The sequence below is a fragment of the Methylotenera sp. genome (assembly GCF_030684185.1).
Taxonomy (GTDB): Bacteria; Pseudomonadota; Gammaproteobacteria; order Burkholderiales; family Methylophilaceae; genus Methylotenera.
This window is the reverse complement of record NZ_JAUXOY010000015.1, coordinates 42,722-62,316: the sequence shown is the minus strand read 5'-3', so window position 1 is coordinate 62,316 and position 19,595 is coordinate 42,722. Positions and strand designations below refer to the sequence as shown.

Genomic DNA, 19,595 nt, shown 5'->3' with positions numbered 1-19,595 from the left:
AGGTTACCCAATGTCTGATAAGAATCAAAAACACTGTCTTGTTGTAACCTGTTTCTCGGAAGGTCAGCCGGGATTCCTTGATTTTTCTTATCGCATCAAGTCTTTGGCTGAGCATTATCAATTGACTGTCGTGAGCTCATTTCCGATCACGCAGTCAGAACTGCAGCTGCCAAATGTGAGTTATGTAGTAATTCACACCGGTGATGGTCGGCTGGGTTGGTTGAGCTACCTTTGGCGCTGCACCTCACTGATTCGTCAACAACGGCCGGATGTCGCGGTATTGCTTCATTCGATGGCTGCTCCTGTAGCTTTATTGGTTGGCCGTATTCCAACTATTACCTACTGGAACGAGCACCCCACGCACGTCGCCCCTGATCCAACCGGTGCTTCACCAATCAAGGCCATAACCCGTGCACTGGTTCGGTGGCTAATGTTTCAGGGTGCCCGTAAATCCAGCCTGGTAATGCCAATAGGGGAGGCGCATCGGGACGACCTGCTTGCTCATGGTTGCAAGCGTGATCGGGTGCAGATGATCTACATGGGTGTTGAGCAGTCATTTGCCGAGGTTTCCCTGTCCGCCCTAATCCGGAACGAAGACGCGCCGCTACAACTGGTTTATGTGGGGTCAGTGCACAAGGATCGTGGAAGAGATGTCATGCTGGAAGCAATGGCAATTGCCAATCAGTCTGGGAAAATTGCACATTTGACAATTGTCGGCGCTACCGCTGAGCAATCAACCTATTGTCATGAAGCCCTGCAAAAACTAGAAATCACGCATTCAGTCACAATACACGGCAGAGTGCCTGGACAAATGATTCCGGACTATTTGAAAGCGGCGGATGCTGGCTTGTGCCTGTGGGAAGATTTGCCGTGGTACCGATTTAATCCGCCAACCAAGTTGTTTGAGTATTTAGTGGCAGGTTTACCCGTATTGGCTAGCAATATCAGGACACATACCGAATATGTTCTGGATGGTTTCAACGGTGTTATTTTCGAATATAACAGTTTAAGTTTAGGAAATGCAATACAGCGGCTCTGGCAAGCACGAGATGAATTACCTTTAATCAAACGCCGCACAAGCGGCGCCAGTGTGGCGTATTTATGGCGGAAAATTGAGCCTGAGTTTCTTCAAGCTGTCAAAAGTGTGGCGTGCTGATGAGGTCTGAACGTATTAAGCTGATGTTTGCGAGTGTGAACATTAAAACTATAGTTGTAATACTCGTAACAGGTTTAATAGCAGCCTTTACCGGACTCATAGCCTCTACTGGCAACCCTATATTATTGGCATTGTTAGTTGGAATGTTTGCTGGTGTTGCGCTGCTAAAAGCGCCAAATGTAAGTGTCTGGATGTTGCTAATAATCGGCCTATTCTCTGGCTTTCTTGGGTCCCTTGTGCCAGGTTTAAGCAAGCTGCCTTGGGCGCTGGCCTTGTTAAGCATGTTATTGCTATTACCTGTATCAATCAAATTCATAGAAAACCAGCGTATCCCTGTTTTTATCTGGCTTGCTATGGTTTTCATGATTTATACGGTGATAGCTACGCTTGCGCAATTGAATTCTCTTTCAGAGTTTTTTGCAGGATTCAAGCGCTATTTTCAAATGTACGGGTTAATGTTCGCGCTGGCTTTACTGGCGTTTAAACCCGAAGATTATAAGCGCTGGTTAAAGTTGATGATGATTATCGCTTTAATGCAGCTTCCATTTTCTCTATTTGAACATTTCATATTGGTTGGTATGCGTGGTGGTCGTGGTGTTGGCGGTGCAGAAGCCACAGATGTAGTTGCTGGAACATTTGGAGCTAATCTAGAAGGAGGTAGTGCTAATTCAGTAATGGTGGCATTCCTTATCATGGCGATGGCATTTTTTATAGCGCGATGGAAAGAGGGGCTAATCGAGAAGAAAAGGGTTGTGTGGCTGTGTCTGCTTTGCCTGCTTCCGCTCGGTTTGGGGGAAACCAAGATTGTTATTTTCTTGCTGCCTATGGTTTGGTTAATAGTGGTGCGGGATGATATTAAGCAGAAATCAGGTCGATTTTTACTTCAATTTGTCGGACTGTTGATAGTGACATCCATTTTTGCGCTTGTTTATCTTGGTCTTAACACTGGGGCTAGTAGTTTGACCTCTTCAGATGTCTTAAAAGAAGCATTGAACTCTAATATCGGTTCAAAAGGATATGGTACCTATATTCTTAACCGTACAACAGTGATTAGCTTCTGGTGGGAAAATCATCACTTGAGTGATCTCGTCACTTTACTGTTCGGTCATGGCTTGGGAAGCTCGTATTTTAGCCCCACCAACCCTATAGCAGGTCATGTTGCTGTGCAATATATCGGATATGGGATTGATTTAACTACCGCAACATCAATACTGTGGGATACAGGGCTAATCGGGCTGCTGTTGTTTTTCACTATTTTTATTGCTGCCTGGGTATCGGCTGGTCGCCTTAGAGCCATTGCTGGCAGCGCTCAAATACGTGCGGATGCTTTAGCTATTCAAGCCTGTATCGCTTTGTTTATAGTTTTTACCTTCTACGATAGTACTTTGGTCAATTTTCTGCCGTTTGAATTGATTACAGCAACTGTACTCGGTTATCTTGGATATTTGATACGTAATCAATATGTTGCTTCTTTTCAAGCATGACCATTTTATGAATATAAAACACTGACTCACTATGCGACTTTTTTATTTTGTTACAGATTCATATCCAGCCTGGCGTGTCGACTTGGCTGAGCTTTTTTCTCATGAACTTAAGAAACTCGGTTTGCATACCGACTGGAGTATGCGTAGAGATGATAGCGGACTCTGGCGTACTGTCAGAAAAAATGGTGAGTCGATTTATTTGCCATTTTTTTTGAGTGGGATTCCAATAATAACGCCTATTGCTCGGCGCTTTGGGGAACTGTTGAGTGAGATTTTTCTGACATTAAAACTCATTTTTGGTCAGCGGTATGACTTTATACAGGTGCGGGATGATCGTTATACAGCAGCATTTTTTGCGTGGCTGGCAGCTAGAATTCGTGGCAGTAAATTTATCTATTGGGTGTCTTTTCCTTTTCCGGAAAATGACTTGGAAAAAGCCAAGCTATCAACCGGGCTACGAAAATTGATTTTCTGGTTACGCGGCAAACTCACTATGTGGTGGCTCTACAAAATAGTACTCCCGAGGGCCGATCATGTGTTTGTTCAAACAGAACGCATGAAACAAAACATAATGGCCTATGGTCTGGCAAAAAACAAGATGACGCCAGTCTCTATGGGTGTATCTATGAAACTGTTCGAATGGAAAAGAACTGCGCACCATGAAGTTGAGCGCGGCAGTGTAACTTACTTGGGTACATTTGCCAGATCACGGCACCTGGAAACAATTATCCAGGCGTTTGCTTTGGTGATTCTGCAACTTCCAAGTGCAAAATTGTATTTGGTTGGCAGGGGTGATATTCCGGAAGACAGGCAGTTTCTGGAAAATATGGTTAAACAATTAGGGCTTTTAAATAGCGTGATATTTACCGGGTTTCTTCCCATAGATCAGGCATGGGCAGTGGCTGCAAAGAGTGAGCTATGTATAAGTCCCATTTATCCTTCGTTCATTTTTCTTCAAGGCTCACCTACCAAACTTTATGAGTACATGGCTTTAGGTAGGCCAGTGATTGCCAACGAACACCCAGAGCAGTCGAATGCGCTAGCCTCTAGCGGGGCTGGGTTATGCGTACCTTGGAATGAGCAAAGTTTTGCTGACGCCATAATATCAATGCTTTCTAACCCACAAGAGGCTAAGAAAATGGGCGAAAAAGGACCTGACTGGGTGGAGGAGAATAGACGTTATGACCATATTGCGGCTCAGGTTTATCGTCAATATCAAGAGTTATTGGATAAATGATGCAAAAAGTTAACCGCTTGACAGTCTGCTTATTATTGTTACTCACAACAGCTTGTAAGCCGGTTGAGGCTGTATCTTCTGGCTCTCAATGTGAAGGTCGAGTGTTTGTAGAATCAGGGTCACAAAATATTGTAAGTACGCTACCTAATAATGTTTTGATGCGTACTCTGAATCCAAGTTTTTTTGGATTTAACCTTGAATGGGTAGATTTTCAGCAGGATTTGTGGGATTCGAAAAAACTGCAAGTCAGGCCCTCTGTGGTTGAATGGTTAAAGCCTTTTAATGGCGCGGTCTATCGTTACCCAGGTGGAACAGGGTCAAATTATCTGAATTGGCGTGATACGGTAGGTGAACAGGCTTCTCGACCAGTGCGTCCACATGTGGATTGGTTGGGGCCCATTGCACCAAGGTTCGGGTTCGATGAGTATCTGGATTTTGTCGAAATGGTCGATGGTCGTCCTTGGGTGGTACTCAACATTTATGGCGGATACGATGGTGAAGGCAGTGCTGCGGTATTAGCAAAAGATGCTGCCGACTGGGCCATTTATGCCGCTAAGCGTGCCAAGGCTGGTAAGCCCTCGGTATTACGCTGGGAACTTGGCAATGAGCTGGATCGCGGCAAGACGCTTTGGCCACCAGCCAAATATAGCAAGGTTGCCGGGCAAGCAGTTAAAGCTGTTCTGGAACGCCAACCAGAGGCAAAGTTCGTAGGTATGCTGCAAGACTGGCCTGCGCAAAAACAATTTACAGTATCTGAATATAGCCGCACAGTGATGGCTGAGCTTAACCCAGCAGTAGGAGAGTTTGCGCATCATCTCTATTACGAGGAAGCGCGTTGGGGCTCGGTATCTGAGCGCATGAGGTTTGTTTGCCGAAGCGTTGACGATACTCGGGCCTCAGGGCTTAAACAAGCGGCGTTTTGGATTACTGAACATACACGTGGACTACCTGGTCAGGGTGATTTTGGAAAATGGAAGCGTGATTGGCCAAAGTCATCCAATCTTGAAGCCGCTATGGTGGTTGCTGAATCCTACATTGCTGCAACACAATTCCCGGAAATACAGGGGATGTTTTTGCACTCACTGGGCACGGCCCATGGACCATGGCCACTATTTAACTCAAGTCAGCAAGATGTGCATCCAAGTGCAGTTTACTGGGGTATTAGAATATTGCGCGACAATATGCTGCAGAATGTTCTGGTGAGTCAGGTGAAAAGCCGTAATGATGAAGGCAGTATAGGTGACCACGATGTACGTGCGACAGTACTCACTGATGTTAATCAGCACAATTATGCTGTTTGGGCGGTTAATCGTTATGGCGCTTCAAGCAAACTCAGTTTAAAAATTCCATCTTTAAGTGGAAAGCAAGTGAAAACCAGTTTCACTTACATAAGTGACTCAAACAAAGAGTCAAATAATTATCTAGTCACTACCAACATCGTCCCTCAGACGCGAGAGAGCGCTATGACCTTTGGCGCTGATGGCGTTGCAGTTATTGAGTTGCCACCGTACTCCGTTTCTGCCTTGCGGATGACTCTCCAATAAGCATGGCTGGGATTTAGCATTATGAAAATACTCTTTCTTCCGAATTGGAAGGTTCACCAACTGGATACGGATGTTCAGAATATTCAGGCGCCCGATAAACAGGTTAAAGGGTTTCCTTACTGGTTTTTCAGGTACTTTTCTGGGCCGTGTGAGGTGGATATTATCGATTTTCAGCAAAACAATGCACTGTCATTTCTGGAAAAAAAGTGTAATACGTATTTATGGCAGGGAATAAAGGCCTTTGCTACAGATTCCGACTACGACGTGGTGATTTCTCATGGTGCGCAAAGTGGCCTGATGTATTCATTGTTGCGCACGCTTACTTTTCGCAAAAAAACCTTACATATTATTTTTGACATAGGCGGCATGAATGGTGCCCGCAATCATAAAATTGAAAATATCCTGATCGGATTTCTGCTAAAAAGCAATCCATCCATTATTTGCCACTCTAAAGTAATCATTGAGAACTACAAAAAGACTTTCAGTAACCTGGTTCAAAGATCCCGCTTTATCCCATTTGGTGTGGATGTGGATGATTTTGTTCCCCAATCAAGTACAGGTGCTGAAGACTATATTTTATCTTTCGGCACCTCCAAACGGGACTACCAAACGCTACTGGAAGCATGGTCTGGTATTGATACAAGCAAAAAACTACGTTTGATTGGTTATAGCCAATCGTCTACTTTGCCAAACGTAGAAGTGATTTGCAAAGTATCTATTTCTGAATTAAGAATGCAAATCGCAAATTCTCTCTTTGTAGTGATTCCATTGCCTGTATTCAATTATTCCTATGGGCAGATGAGCTTTTTGCAATCCATGAGTATGGGTAAAACCGTCATTGTTACGGCTACGCCAAGTTCAGTTGAGTATTTGCATGATGGCAAAGGCTCGTTCTTTGTTAAGCCATACGATGTAAAGGATATGAGAGAGAAAATAGAATTGCTTTTAAATAATAAAAATTTACTTGATCAAACAAGTAGCAAGTCACGCAAATACGTTATTGAAAATTTTTCTGAGAAACAGATGGCTGAAAATATAGAGGCATTTATTAAAGAAAATTTGCGGTCTTGAAAATCAATTTATGTACTGAAATTCTATCGAGCTAAATAATATGAAGGTTCTTCAAGCAAATAAATTCTTTTTCATCAACGGTGGCTCTGAAACAGTGATGTTTCAAGAGCGCGATTACCTGCAGCAGAACGGGCATCAGGTGGTAGATTTTTCCATGCGTGACGAACGTAATTTCCCAAGTGTCAATTCCGTCAATTTTGTTGGTAATCGAAGCTATAAGAGCAAGAGCACAAGCAAACTTGCAAAGCTGGCAGATGCATTTTCATTCATACATTCGCCTGATGCGGTCAGAAATATCGGCCGATTGATCAAGGAAACCAAGCCTGATATTGTACATTGCCATAATATCTATCATCAGCTTACACCTTCAATAATCGGTGCCGCCAAAAAACACGGCGTGCCAGTGGTGCTGACGCTACATGATTACAAACCCGTATGTCCAACATACAACCGTCTATGTAACGGCAAGCCTTGCTCAAATTGTCTAGATGGCAATTTTTTACATGTCCTACGTAATCGCTGCGCCGATGGATCTTTGAGTAAAAGTGCTCTACTTTATGTCGAGGCAATTGTGCAGAAGCTGATGCACAATTATGAAAAAGTGGATGCTTTTATTGCCCCTAGCAGATTCATGCAGGAATCGATTGTCCATCGCATACCACCTGAACGCATTAAGCTTCTGTACAACGGCATTGATACGAATGAGATTAGCGGTAGTGGGGCAGACGATGGCTATGTATTGTTCATGGGCCGGTTGGTAAAAGAAAAGGGCGTTGAAACACTACTGAAGGCGCATGCGAACTCTTCTGCAGGATGGCGTCTTGTCGTGGCTGGTACTGGACCATTGAGTGATGACTTAAAAGTGCAATATAACCCGAGTATATTTGTCGGGTATTTGGCTGGTGATGCATTAAAAGAGATGATAGATAAGGCGGCCGTGATAGTGGTGCCTTCAGAGTGGTTTGAAAACTGTCCTATGTCGATACTCGAAGCAATGGCTTATGGCAAACCTGTTGTGGGTAGTCGCTTGGGCGGCACTCTGGAACTTGTTGAGGATGGCAAGACGGGATTGTTGTTCGAAGCTGGGAACGTAGACGAATTGACCTCCGCGCTGGATAAGTTGATGGCATCGAGCGAGCTTAGAAGGCGTTTGGGTGAAGCTGGGAGGAAGCGCGTGGAAGCCTTCTATTCTCTTGATAAACATAACGCCGGATTAATGGAAATTTATAAATCTGTATTAGGAGTTTGATAATGGCAACTGCAATGGAAACCAGAGCGGCATACCCAACCGATGTTTCAATAATTACAACATATCGTTGCCAGATGCAATGCAAGATGTGCGACATATGGGAAAACCCTTCTGATAGCAAACGCGAAATTACCGCCAAAGAACTGGAGATGCTGCCAAACTTTAAGTTTGTGAATATTACAGGTGGCGAGCCATTCGTCAGACGTGATTTGGAAGACATTGTTGAGGTAATGTACAAGAAAGCACCTCGAATTGTGATTTCTACTTCTGGTTGGCATACAGATCGTATTATTAAGATGGCTGAACGATTTCCGAATATCGGTATTCGTGTCAGTATTGAAGGCCTTTCACAAAAAAATGATGATTTACGTGGCCGTGAGGGCAGTTTTGATCGAGCCATGAGATTACTTTTAACGCTGAAAGAGATGGGCATCAAAGATATTGGTTTTGGCTGCACGGTATCGAATAAGAACTCAGAAGACATGCTTTGGCTGTACAAACTTTCCAGAGAAATGGGCTTGGAATTCGCTACTGCTTCTTTTCATAACTCTTACTACTTCCATAAAGAAGATAACGAAATTACCAACAAAGATGAGGTGATTAACAACTTCCGCAAACTCATGGAAGAGTTACTTAAAGATAAAAGCCCAAAAAGCTGGTATCGCGCGTTTTTTAATTTAGGGCTCATCAATTACATACGTGGTAATCCGCGCATGCTGCCTTGCGAGGCTGGTACAGCTAACTTCTTTATCGAGCCATATGGCGATGTTTATCCGTGCAATGGTTTGGAAGATCGCTATTGGAAAGAATCAATGGGCAATATCCGTGATGTAAAGACTTTCGACGAAATTTGGTTCAGCGAACAGGCGGAAAAAGTTCGCGGTCTAGTTCGTACTTGTCCTAAAAATTGCTGGATGGTAGGTACAGCCGCACCAGTAATGAAAAAATACATCAAGCATCCAACTGCCTGGGTAGTAAAGAATAAGATTAAATCAATGTTAGGTAAGCCAATTTGTATCGACAATGTGCCTCACTTTGATGTGGGGCAGGATCCGCTACAGGGTAATTTGCGTGAAAGTGCAGCGCCAGAGCATAAGATAACTTTCAAACGACGTGAACCAGAAGTGGTTCTGTCAGAAGTTGAGCTTGCTGACATGCTGCGTACAGACTGATTCGCTTCAGATATTGATCAGCTACTAATGGTCATATTGCTTTACCTGCAAAGCTGTTCAGGTGTAATGTCAGACTCTTTGTACCGTTAGGATATTGTTTGCAATCGCTTCATGTAATGCTAAAGCAGCGTACTTCCAAGGTATGGGTTACAAAGTTGCTCATTGCCACTAATGTGCTGGTTTTTTTAGCCATGATTGTTGGTGGGGCAGGTATCTGGCACTCCCCTAACAACGTGCAACTTGCGTGGGGGGCTAATTTTGGACCAGCTACGCAGGATGGTGAATGGTGGAGGCTAGGTAGTGCCATGTTTCTGCATTTTGGCGTGGTGCATCTGGTGTTTAATCTTTGGGCACTTTGGGATGCCGGACAACTAGTCGAGCGTATGTATGGGCACGTTCGATTTGTTGGCATCTACTTCATGAGCGGGCTGGCAGGGAATTTGGTCTCACTCGTTATTCAAGGCAATTCAGCCGTATCCGGTGGCGCTTCAGGTGCAGTATTCGGTATTTATGGAGCGCTGCTTACCTTTCTATGGCGTGAAAGAAAATCACTTGCCCCGCATGAGTTCCGCTGGCTATTCTGGGGCGCATTAGCTTTTGCCTCAATTACGATTGCATTGGGATTTATCATTCCTGGAATCGACAATTCTGCCCATATTGGGGGATTTGTTACTGGTATTTTGGCGAGTGTTATGTTCGCACAATCAATCACCGCAAGAGTATTACCAAAAAAGATCGCTTTAGCTTCTGCTTGTATCATGATTGCATCAATCATGATGCTAATTTCGAATATTCCAGCACCTAAATACCGTTGGAGTGACGAAATGTTGATTCGTAAGGAGATTGATGAATTTTTACAACAAGACCAGGCAATCAATCGATCTTGGCTGGAAATTATGCATGAGAGCAAGCAGGGTAGCTCCACATTTGATGGACTTGCAGGCGAAATTGATTCTGCTATAGGTGACCGTTATGAAGAAAGCTTTGAAAAACTTTCCCAACTACCACTAGACCCGGCTTTACCATCAGCATCTAAGGTGGAGGATTTATTAGAATACGCACAGCATCGTAAAGATGAATCGAGACAGTTGGCTGAAAAACTAAGAAACCAATCGCTCTTAGTGCCGCCTCAGTAAAGAAATAAGTATTTTATTATTCTCGATATCTTCGTTCATAAAATAAACTATTCCCACTAATTCTTTTAGCCTCTTTTTTTGCAACGGTCATTGCTGCAGCAACTTCATAATGGCTTGGAAACAGTTCTGGATCAATTTTTACTGCGCCAATGGATAGCGTACTAAAAGGATAAAAAGTTTTATTTCCTTGCCTGTCTTCATTTTTAATACCTCCCATTTTTCGATCATCTTCACTGTAAAAGGTTGGCATAGTTTGCTCAAGATGTTTAAGCATATAATTGCACCGATCTTCCCAGTCTTCGCTCTGGCATATTAAAATGAAGTCATCACCGCCAATATGGCCTACAAAATCAAAATTGGCATCCACAGATTTCGTTAAAGTTTCGCCAACTAATTGCAACACCTGATCACCATGTCTAAAGCCATAGGCATCATTGAAAGGTTTGAAGTTGTCTAAATCACAATAGCATGCCCAAAAAATATTTTTCTTTTCCAACAATCGATCTATGTGTTCGTTAATGGGGACATTGCCAGGCAATAAAGTCAGTGGGTTAGCATAGCGCGCTGCGCTAATTTGCATTTCTGTAATCTCTCTTAATAGCGCATGCCCGCTGCCTAATCCAATGTATTTCCCGTTTTCCGTAATAATAAAACCATTGGTTAAATGATGCGGTTCCATTTGAGTAATTAGATCACTTAATGCATGGAACGTAATGTTGGCATCAACAATTAAAGGTTTATCATCCATAAATTCAACGCATGATTTTTTTCCGTACAACTCTCTTCCATAGGGTCTTACAAAACGATCTATCATGCTTGACCGACTGATTAGACCAATAGGAATATCATCCTTAGCCACTGGAATTGAAAATAACTTTGGGTTGCTATCAAATGATACATAAACTTCGTCATTTGTCGCTTTTGTAGATACAAAAGGTACCTTTACTAATAATTTTTTTAGATTACTTTGTTTATATGATCCGGATGCTTTTGGAAACACGCTAAGCGTCTTGCGTGCAAAAAAGTGCTCAATATTTTCTGATACTTTATGAATAGGCTCAGGTTTCGGATGACCCAATAAATAGCCCTGGCAAAATTCGATATTTAAGTCTTTGATTATCGCAAGTTCTGCTTCCGTCTCTACACCTTCTGCAATCACCTTGGTGCTTGAGTTGTCTGCTATTTGCTGAATAGATTTTACAAACTGCAGTTTAACCGGATCAAAATTGATTCCATGAATGAAATGCTTGTCAATCTTGATATACTCAGGCCGCAACTCAGACCAGAGCCTTAAGCTAGAATAGCCTTCACCCAAATCATCCAGTGCAATTTGGAAGCCAACGTTTCGATAACTTTCTATTACTTTATAGAGTGTTGAGTAATCAAATGTAGGAGAGCTTTCTGTTAGCTCCAGCACGATATCTTTAGGATTTAAGCCAAGGTTCTCGATATAAGCAAGTGATACAACTTTGTTTTCATCAAAAAGCAATAAACATTCTGGGCTTACATTAATAAATATTTTATTTTTACATGAATATCTAGCAAATGATTCCAGCCCAATTTCTAAGCTTGCTAATTCTAAATCACAGACCTTGTTTTGCCCCTTTGATTTTGCTAATTTGAATAAATTCAGGGGAGCGTGTAAATCGGTATTCACGGGACCTCTTATCAGTCCTTCATGACCGAGTATATTTCCATTTTGGATGTTAATGATTGGTTGAAATACACTAGATAACGTTCGCTGACTGATAATGTCATTTAGAGTTTCGGTTGTGCCTTTAATGTTTTTTAATGGACTAAGTAAAGGCATTTTTTCCCCAAATATACAGCTTGTAAGCATGAGCAGTGATTAAATTTTTAATTACTGAATACATTTACAATGTGCATGAAATGCTATGCCTAAATTATTACAGATTCATTACTTAAAGATCATTAGTAGGATTAACCTATGCTGATAGGCTGCAAAGAGATGGGGTAGTAAAACTGATGTTGGTACTCTAAGAAGTAACCTTAAGCATTACTTTAATAAACAAAAGGGAGCAAAGCTCCCTTTGTCGTTGAGTCAATCGCAGAAATTAATTAACTGAATCTTTCAATGTTTTACCAGCTGTAAAGCCAGGCGCTTTACGCGCAGCGATTTTAAGCTCAGCACCTGTACGTGGGTTACGGCCTGTACGCGCAGCGCGTTCTGTTACTTTAAATGTACCAAAGCCAACAAGTGTCACTACATCACCATTTTTTAGTGCAGCAGCAATTGCAGCGGTAGTGGCATCAATAGCACGGCCAGCATCAGCTTTTGTAAGCCCAGCACTTGTTGCAATAGCGTCAATCAATTCAGATTTATTCATAACTTTATTCCCCCTAGTAAGTATTTGTGTAAAAACACTGATACTTTGAGTGCATTTTCTTTTACTGTCAATTATTTTACTGATAATGTGCTATTGCTAAAGTCATTATAAATGGCATGTGCTAAGCAAACAATTTTAACCAAGATTTTTTCATAAAAATGTAACACAAAATAAAAATGTAATAACTTATACTGGCCTTAATATTGTTTAATTTAGTGACTGTATTAAAGGGGTGCAACATTGAAAATCAAAAAAGCGAATGAAGAATATCTAGAGAAAGCAAAGAGTTTATCTGAAGAAGAAGTTGAACGCTTGCAAAGTAGAATGCGTGCAAAGCTAACACGGCGAGAGGAAGACAAGAAGCTCACGCCAATAGAGGCCTTAGCCATACAACTTGAACTTGATGATGAACAGCTTGCTGAATGGCGTGAAAAAAGGATTGAAATTAACAAAAAAAACAAAAAATAGCGTGGGGAGCCATCCTTCCGCTTCAATCGTGGTTGGAATTATCTGATTAAGGTAAGTGACCTTATCGTTATTTGCGATTGCAAGACACGTCTACACCCTAGAATGTTTCTGATTAGATATTACCTTACTGAAGAAGCCTCAATCGCTGATTTTCAGCCTCTTTTTAAAGCTGAGTCAAAGTACCTGTTGAATCTTCCTTTGTTATAAGGTGACTGGGATGGCATAACAAATTTATGTGAATATTGATAATCAATTTTAGGAAAAATATCAGTAGCTATTTCAGAAGCAGAGAATGGCGTTTTATCACCATATGATTTGTCATGCTCATCTCTTTTTCCTTCATTCTCATGGCCAACATAGGCTCTTTTAATTTCGTGATGTGCTTTATTTTTAATGAGACACCCAATCAGTGTTGTTCTAAAAGAATGGAAGTCTTTACCAGTCAAGAGGCCTAAATTATTTCTAAACAGTCCATAATCTTGACTAAATCGATGAGTTAGGCGACCTTTAACGGGCTTCATATAGGGGAAGAGAGTAACTGCATTTGGCCATTTTCTTTTTACGTCATCCACATAGTCAAGAAAACCTGCATTAATAATTTCAGGATGGATTGGGATAGTACGTAGGCTAGCTATAGTTTTGCCTTTTTTGAATCTCATCTGCCATAAACCGGTTTCATATTCAGTGATGTCATTGATTTCAATTGCAGCCAATTCTTCTGCACGTGCGCCGGTATATAAAGCCAATAAGGGCATCCAATACAGACAGGGTTTTTTTATTTCAGTACGAACTTTGGAGTCAAATATTTTGTTTAGGTCGTTTACATCATATGGGAAGCGCTCCTTTCCTCTTTCCATTTGTAATTCGGCGCGTATATTTTTACTGAGCTTTAATGAAACGACCGGGTTTATAGCACAACGTTTTCTTTCTATGCACCAGTCAAAAAAGTTTTTGTAGACATTATTTTTAGTGTCCTGACTGCTAGGCGCTAGGAGATCAACTGCTTCCATGCGCCAAGCTGCATATCGGTCTGGTCCAATATTTGCAATGTGTGTAGCTGCATCAAGCCCAGTAATTAATTGCCTAAAGTCAGTATCCCAAGCTTGCCTTGTTCTGGGTTTAACTGAGCTGTTTCGTTCACTACGATAATCTTGAATGCATTGATCTAATGTCCAAGATTGATTAGAAGTAACTACTGGTGTGATGTCGGTTTTCGCAATAGTATGTTTGTTTTGAAATAGCAGTGCTAGCGCTTCCATCGCTCGCGAATGATCTTCTTCAGTGCCATCGGTCTGCATTTCTAAATCAGGAGTTTTTAGCGACCAGGTTTTTGTATTGATCTCATTACTGAGGAGCTTGGCAAGAATGTCATTTGGATTTGTCATATTGATACCGAGTTTATAAGCAAAACTCTTTGCAATCAATGGGTCTCTGGTTTTAAGGCTACGCTTAATATCGAGACCGCAATATGTGTATCTAATGTAGTAAATGCCGTGACGGCTTTGCCATAGATGGCTTGCTAGTTTCATAGTACAATGGATCACTTGAATGGATCACCATGAAATTGCAGCAAAATCTATTTATAACCATTTGAAATTTAAAGATAATTTTATGATTTGGTGCCCAGAAGAGGACTCGAACCTCCACACCCGAAGGCACATGGACCTGAACCATGCGCGTCTACCAATTCCGCCATCTGGGCAACTAGTTAGGTAAAATGATTAATATCATTTACATCCCGTTTTTTTAGCTGGGATAATAGTTGCGGTGAATTTTATAGTAAAGGTAAGCTTTGTCAATGACAAAAAATAGCGATAAAAACAAAACAAAACAAAATAAGAGAAGTAGTGATCCACACGCGGAACGAGAGGCCGGTCGATACGATACGCCATTGCCGAGCCGTGAGCTTGTGTTGACGACCATGAGCGAGCAGGGCGTACCATTAAGTGTGGAGCAGCTCTACTTATTACTGGATATTGGCGAGGACGAACGGCTGATCTTTAATAAGCGCCTTAATGCAATGGAGCGTGAAGGGCAGATCATTAAAAACAGAAAGGGTGCGCTGTGTATTGCTGATAAGCTTGATTTGATTTCAGGCGTGATACAAGGGCATCCTGATGGCTTTGGTTTTCTGATTCCTGATGATAAAACTAAATGTAATGGTGAGGACTTATTTTTAAGCCCTAAAGAGATGTCACAAGTCATGCATGGCGACCGCGCTATGGTGCGTATGAGTGGTTTGGATAGAAGGGGTCGTCCTGAAGGTAAAATAGTAGAAGTGCTTGAGCGACGCACGCAAAAATTGGTCGGTCGTGTGGTTCAAACTAGTGGCGTCACGATAGTTGCCGCTGAAGACAAGCGTATCAATTTAGATATATTGATTCCATATCATTTGGATATGGGCGCTAAGGCTGGTCAAGTAGTTATGGTGGAGCTGACTGAGCAACCATCTGCGCACGCACAGCCTATGGGTAAGGTGGTTGAGATTTTAGGTAACTATGCTGATAGCGGCATGGAAATTGAAATCGCTTTACGTAAACATAACCTGCCACATGAATTCAGCGCCGAGGCTACTAGGCAGGCAGAGGCTTATCCTAAACTGGTGCAAGCAGCCGATTATAAAGGTCGTATAGATTGCCGTGAAATGTCGCTAATTACCATAGACGGTGAAACGGCACGTGATTTTGATGATGCGGTATACGCAGAACCGCAAGGCAAAGGTTGGCGCCTAGTGGTGGCGATTGCCGATGTGAGCTTTTATGTTAAACCGAATGATGCGCTTGATAAAGGCGCGTTCGATCGCGGTAATTCTGTGTATTTTCCTCGTCGCGTGATTCCGATGTTGCCAGAGGCGTTATCAAATGGCTTATGCTCGCTTAATCCTGATGTAGAACGCCTGTGCATGATATGCGATATGCAGGTGGATGGCTTGGGAATTGTTAAGCAGTACAAGTTTTATCCTTCTGTCATGCGCTCAAAAGCGCGCATGACTTATACCCAAGTACATGAAATTTTACAGAATCCACAAGGTGAGCTGGCGCAAGAGTATGCATGGCTCATGCCACAGTTACAGCATTTAAATAGTGTTTATAAGTTGATGCTGACTCAGCGTGAGAAGCGCGGTGCGATTGAGTTTGAAACATCAGAAACCATCATGGTGTTCAATGATCAGGGAAAAATCGATAGTATCGTTCCTAGCCAAAGGAATGAGGCGCACAAATTGATTGAGGAATGCATGCTGGCCGCCAATGTGTGTGCTGCAGACTTCCTTAAATCAAATGAGCATCCAGCCTTGTATCGTATTCATGAAGGGCCAACGCCTGAAAAGCTTGAGTTACTGCGTACCTTTATGGGTGAGTTTGGTTTTGGTGTAGGTGGCGGTGATAAACCGCATGCTAAAGATTATGGCAAGTTGCTGGACAAAATTAGAGAACGTCCAGATGCTCAGTTATTGCAGACTGTGTTGCTACGTTCTATGCAGCAAGCAGTTTACAGCCCAGATAATCTCGGTCACTTCGGGTTGGCTTATGAAGCTTATGCACACTTTACCTCACCCATAAGGCGCTATCCAGATTTATTAATTCATCGGGCTATTAAGGCGGTGCTGAATGGCGAAAAATATAAAGCAGGTGACTGGACCCAACTCGGTATTCAATGCTCAATGACAGAGCGCCGCGCTGATGATGCTACGCGCGATGTTACCAATTGGCTGAAATGTTTTTACATGCAGGATAAAATTGGCGAAGTCTTTGAAGGTACAGTGGCGGGCGTTACCAGTTTTGGCTTATTTGTAGCTTTAGATGGTGTGTATGTGGAAGGTTTATTGCATGTTACTGAGTTGGGTAACGATTACTTTCATTATGATAAGGCTCGACATGAAATGGCAGGCGAGCGCACAGGTGTACGTTATCGCTTAGGCGACAGACTGACTATTAAAGTAGTGCGTGTAGATTTAGAAACAACCAAAATTGATTTTACATTAGTTAATAAAATCAATTCATTAGATTATAAAATTGATGTTAATTCTAGTAAGAGCACAGTGGGTGATAAGTTGCGTGCCGGAGAACAGAAACCTGTAAAATCTACCACGAAATTTGGAGACAAGTTTGGCACGAAACCAGCAACAAAAACTGGCGAGAGATTAACTTTAGGTTCAAAGCCTAAGTCAAAGACTGCTGCTAAATCTTCGACAAAATCCGCCAGCAAAAACGGCGATAAAAATCCACCTAAACCTACTCAATCAAGAAAATCCACAAAAAGAACCAGTAAACGTTAAGAATTAAACATGAGCTAGCTTAGGGTTGGGTTAGTCTAGCGTAACCCAACACGCTATAAATTACCCATCCAACACAACAGCTTACTATGTAAGCAATTATGTTATAATGGTCCCGTTGATTATTTCATGAATAGGATAATTACCATGGCAACCATGACTATTTCTTCAAAAGGCCAAATCGTTTTGCCAGCAAATATTCGCAAGCGTTTAGGCTTAATGACAGGTTCGCAGCTTGAAATTATAGAAGATCACGATGGCTTGCGGCTTGTGCCTTCTCACCCCATCAAGCCTGCCACAGTGCAATCATGCGCGGGCATGATCACTGCCCCTAAAACTGGCAAACCACGTCACTTGGCAGAGTTTGATGTGGCCACCATCATGGCGCGCGATAAATAATGAAAGCGGTAGATACGAATGTGTTAGCGCGCTTTTTTATTGATGACCCAGAAGATAGTGAGGCTGCAGTGCAAAAACCTGCGGCTATTCAAGCTATGTCGCAAGCCGTTTTTGTGTCTATTTCCGTGATATTAGAGTTTGAATGGGTCATGCGTGGTTTTTACGTGCTACCGCGTGCAGATATTACGCGAGTATTCAAAGCGTTGTGTGGGTTACAGCACGTAATCATTGAAGATAGAGCCATTGTGTTATCAGTGATAGAGGCTCATCACCAAGGGCTAGATTTTGCCGATGCACTGCATTTAATCCGTACCCAACATTGCAAAGCTTTCGTTAGTTTTGATCAACGTTTGCAAAAACGTGCAAAAGTAGCGGGATTGCAACCAGTGGTAGAAATTTTAAAATAAACGCCCAAACAAGGAAGTTTCAATGAGCGACGCCCGTATTTTATTTGGCTTTCATGCCGTATTAAGCCGTTTGCGCCAACATAGCGCAAGTGTGCAGGAGATTTTAATTGACCGAGACCGCGTAGATGCGCGTATGAAGGATTTGCTGAAGATGGCAGAATCTTCTGGTGTACGCACTATGGAAGTTGAGCGTTCACGCCTGGACGGCATGGCAGGAATGAATGGCCGCCATCAGGGGGTGATTGCACGCGTGGTGGATACGCCGATTCCGTATAAAGATATCCATGATATTTTGGAGTCTGATTTAAAAGAACCGCCATTTTTCTTGATTTTAGATGGTGTAGAAGATCCGCATAACCTGGGAGCTTGCTTGCGTGTCGCAGATGCGATGGGCGTACATGCGGTGATTGCGCCAAAAGATAGAGCTGTCGGCTTAAATGCAACCGTGCGTAAAGTAGCCTGTGGCGCGGCTGAAACAGTGCCATTTATTGCGGTGACTAATTTAGCTAGAACGATTCGTGAGCTCAAAGAGGCGGGCGTTTTTGTGGTGGGCACCACGATGGATGCTCCCGGTAACTTGCTTAACACCAAATTGGATGGCCCAATCGCTATTGTACTTGGTGCAGAAGGTGACGGTATTCGCCGCTTAACGGCCGAAACTTGCGATGCCTTAGTCACCATCCCCATGTTTGGCTCAGTGGAAAGCCTCAATGTGAGTGTGGCGAGTGGTATTTGTTTGTATGAGGCTAGACGCCAACGCAGCTTGAAATGATGCTTCATCCTTTAGTCATGGCGAGTCGGTGTGCAAAAGGGGATTTGGCTAACATTGTTAAATAAGCAAGTATTGTATTCATAGACTTATTTACAGGCTGAGGTAAAAAATGAGACGTAAGTTGGTTATAGGTAACTTGAAAATGAATGGCAGCATCACAGCGAATCAAAAATTGTTTGCTGGCGTCATGGCTGGCGTAGCTGATTTGCGTAATGCAGATTATGCGCTATGCGTCCCTTATCCTTACCTATGTCAGGCACAGTCTTTAATGCAGGGTTCTAATGTTGCTTGGGGGGCGCAAAATCTATGTGCAAATGAAGATGCTGCGCTTACAGGTGCCGTATCCCCTGCTATGCTGGTTGATTACGGCTGCACTTACGTTATTGTCGGACACTCCGAGCGACGCATACAACTTCATGAAACAGATGATACTGCGGCCACTAGATTTAATGCGGCGCTTAATGCTGGATTAACCCCGGTATTTTGCATGGGTGAGTCAAAAGAAGAGCGTGAATCGGACTGGACAGAATACGTGGTTGGTCGCCAGTTAGATTCCATCATCAGGCGTTACGGGGCTGAATTACTCACCAAGGCCGTGCTGGCTTACGAACCGTTGTGGGCGGTTGGCACGGACATACCAGCGACCCCTGAACAAGCGCAAGAAGTGCATCATTTTATTCGCAAGCGTGTTGCCAGATGTAATGCAGAAGTCGCTGAAAATGTCCGTATTCTTTATGGAGGAAGCGTACAAACCGAAAATGCGCCAGCATTATTTGCTATGCCCGATATAGACGGGGCTTTGGTAGGGCGATGCTCGCTAGAGGCCAAAGCTTTTGTTGGTATATGTCAGGCTGCCAATCAAGTGTAGCTGTTTGATTG

Annotated in this window: 17 protein-coding genes and 1 tRNA gene; 14 read left to right on the top strand and 4 right to left on the bottom strand. The window is 42.7% G+C overall.

Annotated elements, in window-relative coordinates; genetic code table 11:
• Positions 1-10: 10 nt before the first annotated feature.
• From Q8J82_RS06580 to Q8J82_RS06545, 8 genes are all read left to right on the top strand, one after another.
• Entirely contained in the window at positions 11-1,156 is a 1,146-nt protein-coding gene (locus tag Q8J82_RS06580; RefSeq protein ID WP_304908390.1) for a glycosyltransferase, read from the top strand.
• Complete coding sequence (locus Q8J82_RS06575) at positions 1,156-2,640, top strand: hypothetical protein (RefSeq protein WP_305327982.1); 1,485 nt, start codon at positions 1,156-1,158, stop codon at positions 2,638-2,640. The genes Q8J82_RS06580 and Q8J82_RS06575 overlap by 1 nt, the downstream gene beginning before the upstream one ends.
• A 31-nt stretch (positions 2,641-2,671) precedes the next feature.
• Positions 2,672-3,877 (top strand): glycosyltransferase family 4 protein, encoded by a 1,206-nt coding sequence (locus Q8J82_RS06570; protein WP_305327981.1) that lies wholly within the window; start codon positions 2,672-2,674, stop codon positions 3,875-3,877.
• A complete protein-coding gene (locus Q8J82_RS06565) occupies positions 3,874-5,421 on the top strand; it encodes a hypothetical protein (RefSeq protein ID WP_304908393.1) in 1,548 nt (515 codons plus the stop codon). The genes Q8J82_RS06570 and Q8J82_RS06565 overlap by 4 nt, the downstream gene beginning before the upstream one ends.
• A 21-nt stretch (positions 5,422-5,442) precedes the next feature.
• Positions 5,443-6,492 carry a glycosyltransferase family 4 protein gene (locus Q8J82_RS06560; protein WP_304908394.1) on the top strand — a complete coding sequence of 350 codons (1,050 nt, stop codon included), beginning with the start codon at positions 5,443-5,445 and terminating at the stop codon, positions 6,490-6,492.
• Positions 6,493-6,532: 40 nt separating this feature from the next.
• Complete coding sequence (locus Q8J82_RS06555) at positions 6,533-7,741, top strand: glycosyltransferase family 4 protein (RefSeq protein WP_304908395.1); 1,209 nt, start codon at positions 6,533-6,535, stop codon at positions 7,739-7,741.
• Between the two features lie 2 nt (positions 7,742-7,743).
• Positions 7,744-8,913, top strand: coding sequence for a radical SAM protein (locus Q8J82_RS06550; RefSeq protein ID WP_304908396.1), 1,170 nt, complete (start codon positions 7,744-7,746; stop codon positions 8,911-8,913).
• 98 nt (positions 8,914-9,011) lie between these two features.
• On the top strand, positions 9,012-10,049 hold the full coding sequence (locus Q8J82_RS06545; protein ID WP_304908397.1) for a rhomboid family intramembrane serine protease: 1,038 nt from the start codon (positions 9,012-9,014) through the stop codon (positions 10,047-10,049).
• Between the two features lie 16 nt (positions 10,050-10,065).
• Here the strand turns inward: Q8J82_RS06545 and Q8J82_RS06540 are convergent, their stop codons facing one another.
• Together Q8J82_RS06540 and Q8J82_RS06535 are read right to left on the bottom strand one after the other, a co-directional pair.
• On the bottom strand, positions 10,066-11,859 hold the full coding sequence (locus Q8J82_RS06540; RefSeq protein ID WP_304908398.1) for a GGDEF domain-containing protein: 1,794 nt from the start codon (positions 11,857-11,859) through the stop codon (positions 10,066-10,068).
• A gap of 265 nt (positions 11,860-12,124) precedes the next feature.
• On the bottom strand, positions 12,125-12,397 hold the full coding sequence (locus Q8J82_RS06535) for an HU family DNA-binding protein (protein WP_304908399.1): 273 nt from the start codon (positions 12,395-12,397) through the stop codon (positions 12,125-12,127).
• A gap of 240 nt (positions 12,398-12,637) precedes the next feature.
• On the opposite strand from Q8J82_RS06535, the gene Q8J82_RS06530 reads away from it, so the two are divergent.
• On the top strand, positions 12,638-12,865 hold the full coding sequence (locus tag Q8J82_RS06530) for a hypothetical protein (RefSeq protein WP_304908400.1): 228 nt from the start codon (positions 12,638-12,640) through the stop codon (positions 12,863-12,865).
• 152 nt (positions 12,866-13,017) lie between these two features.
• Here Q8J82_RS06530 and Q8J82_RS06525 read toward each other — a convergent pair whose 3' ends face one another.
• Together Q8J82_RS06525 and Q8J82_RS06520 are read right to left on the bottom strand one after the other, a co-directional pair.
• Complete coding sequence (locus Q8J82_RS06525) at positions 13,018-14,394, bottom strand: site-specific integrase (protein WP_304908401.1); 1,377 nt, start codon at positions 14,392-14,394, stop codon at positions 13,018-13,020.
• Positions 14,395-14,482: 88 nt separating this feature from the next.
• Positions 14,483-14,567 (bottom strand) — tRNA-Leu (locus Q8J82_RS06520).
• A gap of 96 nt (positions 14,568-14,663) precedes the next feature.
• Between Q8J82_RS06520 and rnr the strand changes: the two genes are divergently transcribed.
• The 5 genes from rnr (at position 14,664) to tpiA (ending at position 19,584) form a co-directional block, all read left to right on the top strand.
• Entirely contained in the window at positions 14,664-17,141 is a 2,478-nt protein-coding gene (rnr, locus tag Q8J82_RS06515) for a ribonuclease R (RefSeq protein WP_305253188.1), read from the top strand.
• A gap of 144 nt (positions 17,142-17,285) precedes the next feature.
• Positions 17,286-17,537 carry an AbrB/MazE/SpoVT family DNA-binding domain-containing protein gene (locus Q8J82_RS06510; RefSeq protein ID WP_304890023.1) on the top strand — a complete coding sequence of 84 codons (252 nt, stop codon included), beginning with the start codon at positions 17,286-17,288 and terminating at the stop codon, positions 17,535-17,537.
• Positions 17,537-17,944, top strand: a complete 408-nt coding sequence (locus Q8J82_RS06505) for a type II toxin-antitoxin system VapC family toxin (protein ID WP_304890022.1) — start codon at positions 17,537-17,539, stop codon at positions 17,942-17,944. Before Q8J82_RS06510 ends, Q8J82_RS06505 begins: the two co-directional genes overlap by 1 nt.
• Before the next feature lie 22 nt (positions 17,945-17,966).
• On the top strand, positions 17,967-18,716 hold the full coding sequence (gene rlmB / locus Q8J82_RS06500) for a 23S rRNA (guanosine(2251)-2'-O)-methyltransferase RlmB (protein WP_304890021.1): 750 nt from the start codon (positions 17,967-17,969) through the stop codon (positions 18,714-18,716).
• Positions 18,717-18,825: 109 nt separating this feature from the next.
• Entirely contained in the window at positions 18,826-19,584 is a 759-nt protein-coding gene (tpiA, locus tag Q8J82_RS06495) for a triose-phosphate isomerase (RefSeq protein ID WP_305327980.1), read from the top strand.
• Positions 19,585-19,595 lie beyond the last annotated feature (11 nt).

Bases quoted from the DNA above. Each gene is read 5' to 3' on its own strand.
- rnr (WP_305253188.1), top strand. From the start codon at position 14,664: ATGACAAAAAATAGCGATAAAAACAAAACAAAACAAAATAAGAGAAGT.
- Q8J82_RS06570 (WP_305327981.1), top strand. From the start codon at position 2,672: ATGCGACTTTTTTATTTTGTTACAGATTCATATCCAGCCTGGCGTGTC.
- Q8J82_RS06560 (WP_304908394.1), top strand. From the start codon at position 5,443: ATGAAAATACTCTTTCTTCCGAATTGGAAGGTTCACCAACTGGATACG.
- Q8J82_RS06580 (WP_304908390.1), top strand. From the start codon at position 11: ATGTCTGATAAGAATCAAAAACACTGTCTTGTTGTAACCTGTTTCTCG.
- Q8J82_RS06525 (WP_304908401.1), bottom strand. From the start codon at position 14,394: ATGAAACTAGCAAGCCATCTATGGCAAAGCCGTCACGGCATTTACTAC.
- Q8J82_RS06575 (WP_305327982.1), top strand. From the start codon at position 1,156: ATGAGGTCTGAACGTATTAAGCTGATGTTTGCGAGTGTGAACATTAAA.
- Q8J82_RS06550 (WP_304908396.1), top strand. From the start codon at position 7,744: ATGGCAACTGCAATGGAAACCAGAGCGGCATACCCAACCGATGTTTCA.
- rlmB (WP_304890021.1), top strand. From the start codon at position 17,967: ATGAGCGACGCCCGTATTTTATTTGGCTTTCATGCCGTATTAAGCCGT.
- tpiA (WP_305327980.1), top strand. From the start codon at position 18,826: ATGAGACGTAAGTTGGTTATAGGTAACTTGAAAATGAATGGCAGCATC.
- Q8J82_RS06505 (WP_304890022.1), top strand. From the start codon at position 17,537: ATGAAAGCGGTAGATACGAATGTGTTAGCGCGCTTTTTTATTGATGAC.
- Q8J82_RS06535 (WP_304908399.1), bottom strand. From the start codon at position 12,397: ATGAATAAATCTGAATTGATTGACGCTATTGCAACAAGTGCTGGGCTT.
- Q8J82_RS06540 (WP_304908398.1), bottom strand. From the start codon at position 11,859: ATGCCTTTACTTAGTCCATTAAAAAACATTAAAGGCACAACCGAAACT.
- Q8J82_RS06555 (WP_304908395.1), top strand. From the start codon at position 6,533: ATGAAGGTTCTTCAAGCAAATAAATTCTTTTTCATCAACGGTGGCTCT.
- Q8J82_RS06510 (WP_304890023.1), top strand. From the start codon at position 17,286: ATGGCAACCATGACTATTTCTTCAAAAGGCCAAATCGTTTTGCCAGCA.
- Q8J82_RS06565 (WP_304908393.1), top strand. From the start codon at position 3,874: ATGATGCAAAAAGTTAACCGCTTGACAGTCTGCTTATTATTGTTACTC.